Origin of the sequence: Blautia sp. HCP3S3_H10_2 (assembly GCF_052122375.1) — a bacterium.
Taxonomy (GTDB): Bacteria; Bacillota; Clostridia; order Lachnospirales; family Lachnospiraceae; genus Blautia_A.
Window position 1 is genome coordinate 1 of the sequence record NZ_JBQKCL010000036.1, and the last position, 2721, is coordinate 2721.

The following is a 2721-nucleotide window of genomic DNA, read 5'->3' on the forward strand; positions in this document are numbered from 1 at the left end:
TGTATATACCGACCAGATAGAGCACACTGCACGGCGTTTCAGTGCATGGCTTCCGCCGATACAGTGCACGCTTTCCGGTCATCAGTGCATGGATGATTATTCAGGTATAGGTATTCCGGCTTCGGTTAATCGAGCCTCAAGTAGTTCAACCCTGTCCAGCAGGTAACTGATTTCCTTCCAGTTGGAAGAACATAGTTCCTCTGCCTCCTGTAATGCAACACATGTGACCTGGTAATCAACCCAGATATCACACTTGCCACGTGAATTGAAGGGACATTCTTTCATCATGAAATGCCTCCTTCCGTTTTTGCCTTCAAGCCATGACGTTTTCTCATTGAGACTTTTCCTTCAATGAGAACATCATATGCATTGTTTGTAATACGATCCATGATGGCCTCTGCAACAGGGCTTCCTTCATCGTATTCAGGATCAATACGGCCATACCATTCCTCATCATTGTACTGTGTGCAAAGAATCATGGAACCTTTCGGACTGTTGACTCTTTTCTCAATGATTTCAAGAAGATCATATCTTTCCTGGGTAGACAGCTTTCGAATCAACCATTCATCAATGATGAGAAGCTCTGTCTTGCAGTAAGCATTGATTACCTTTCGGTAAGTGCCGTCCTGTTTGGAGAGTGACAACTCATCTAACAGTTCAGGCATTCTGATATATCTTACTGTTTTGAATTTACGGCACGCTGCATTGCCCAAAGCGCATGCGATGTATGTTTTACCGGATCCGGTGGCTCCCTTTAGGATGATATGATGTCCTTCGTTGATGTATTGGCAGGTCGAAAAGCGAAGCATCTGTGCTTTATCAAGCTTACGATCAGGAAGGTATTCGATATCCTCAATACATGCTGACGAAACAGTGAACGCTGCCCGTTTGATTAGATTTTTCAACTTATTCGCCTGGCGCCTGTTCCATTCTGCGTCAACAAGAAATCCAAGTCGTTCTTCAAAACCCAATGGGTTGTAAGACTTTGAATCGTTTAGCTGATTCTGAAATTCATCAGCCATGGCACTACAGTTCAGTGCCTTCAGTTTTTCGAAGGTAGATGCGTTAATCATTCTACTTCACCTCCGTTTCTGTATGCCGAGATGCCGCGGGTAATACCATTGCTTCTTTTCCGGCATGCTTGACTAGAGGAATCTGAATCAGATGTTAACTTATCCTGTCCGTTTTTAAGGATTGTAATGATACTCCTTAGTGATGGCTGCACCGTAACAGTCAGAAGCTTTTCACAAGCTTTTTCAATTCGACTGTCACCATACTTTTCGGCAGCCTTCATTAAGCCAACACAATACTTGTATCCCTGTTCCGGTTCTTTTTCGGAATAGAGGAAATGATTTACAGTTTTTAATGTATGTGTTCCAATGCCCTCGGCCCAGTGTACAAACTCATCCGGATTGTAGGAAAGGTACTTCTGATGATTGAGTGGCATATGTTCCCTGATACAAATGGGATCCCTTTGAGGAGTAGTCTTCCTCACATGAGAAGCGACACGTCCACCATGATAGAACACCTCCACTGTAGCACTGGTTAAGCGAATATCTACCTGTTCTCCAATCAAATCGAAAGGAACAGAGTATTTATTGATTCCATCACTTATGAGATAATCGTTTTGAACCTTTGCAGCGGACCAGACTGCTGGTTCATAAGGGGCTTTGGGAAGCGGCAGCATAAACTCTCTTTCTTCATCTTCGAAAGCAGAACGTCGGTTTCCAAGTCTCTTTTTAAATGGACGGAGATTGAGTTCTTCCAGTTTCTCAGAAACTGCCGTTTTTGCTTCTTCAATGGAAAAGAAATGATAATTACGTAATGCTGCCAGGATCCATGTGGTGGCATATTTAACAGATCCTTCTGCATTCGGTTTATCGTCCGGATGTTTCACTCTGGCCGGTACGATTGCAGTATTATAATGGTCAGCCATTTCCTTGTATGCTCTCGGAATTACGGTGACGTACCGAGTATTCTTAGTAACACCGGCTTTGAGATTATCCGGGATTAATAAGCGGGTGGAACCACCAAAGTATTCATAGGCATGTACATGGCAGTTGATAAAGGTATCAGACTTCATGTTTGGACAAAGTTCTGCGTATACATAAAGACTGCATGGGAGCACGGCTATGAACAGATAGGCAGGAGAAATATCTCCTGTAACTTCATCATAAATGTCAATAGTGCCACCAGCCCAGTCTACTTCCATTTCGTCACCAGGTTTATGCTGAATACGCATCGTCGCCTTGGTGATACAAGCCCACTTACGATAGTTATCATTGAACTGTGTGCTCATGTACGGTTTTTTCCCAGCTGCACTGGCTTCCAGACAGTATTCCGTCCAGAGAAGCGTAAGGGTAACTCCTTTCTTGGCGAGTTCCCTGTGAATCTTAGGATAATTAGGCATAAGACGTTCCTCATTATCCTTATTCCGTCCCGGATAAAACAAACTTTCCAGAGACTGATTAGTGACATCGTCATCTAATGGCCAGCAAACATGAAGATTCCCAGCTAGTGTCAGGACTTCAGAAACGGTGTTTCTGGAACTGTGTACACTGGATGCAATGTCCTTCTTGGTGTATCCGAGGTTATCAAGCCTCAGAATCTCTCGATAATCAACCATGGTTATCGACCTCCTATAAATGATAGTCACACATATGTGTGCCATCTTCATTATAGGACTAATCTATGTCCATGCACTATGCAGCGGAAAGCGTG

General features: G+C 43.6%; 3 protein-coding genes. All 3 read right to left on the minus strand.

All coding sequences use genetic code 11. The annotated features are described in order from the left end of the window. Positions 1–96 precede the first annotated feature (96 nt). Genes ACTQWB_RS18560 through istA form a run of 3 tightly spaced genes read right to left on the minus strand, consistent with a single transcriptional unit; the run spans position 97 to position 2626 of the window. On the minus strand, positions 97–288 hold the full coding sequence (locus ACTQWB_RS18560) for a mobility-associated LCxxNW protein (protein WP_441050440.1): 192 nt from the start codon (positions 286–288) through the stop codon (positions 97–99). Further along, positions 285–1073 carry an ATP-binding protein gene (locus ACTQWB_RS18565; protein WP_441050441.1) on the minus strand — a complete coding sequence of 263 codons (789 nt, stop codon included), beginning with the start codon at positions 1071–1073 and terminating at the stop codon, positions 285–287. Before ACTQWB_RS18565 ends, ACTQWB_RS18560 begins: the two co-directional genes overlap by 4 nt. Further along, positions 1070–2626, minus strand: a complete 1557-nt coding sequence (gene istA, locus ACTQWB_RS18570; RefSeq protein WP_441502905.1) for an IS21 family transposase — start codon at positions 2624–2626, stop codon at positions 1070–1072. The genes ACTQWB_RS18565 and istA overlap by 4 nt, the downstream gene beginning before the upstream one ends. Positions 2627–2721 lie beyond the last annotated feature (95 nt).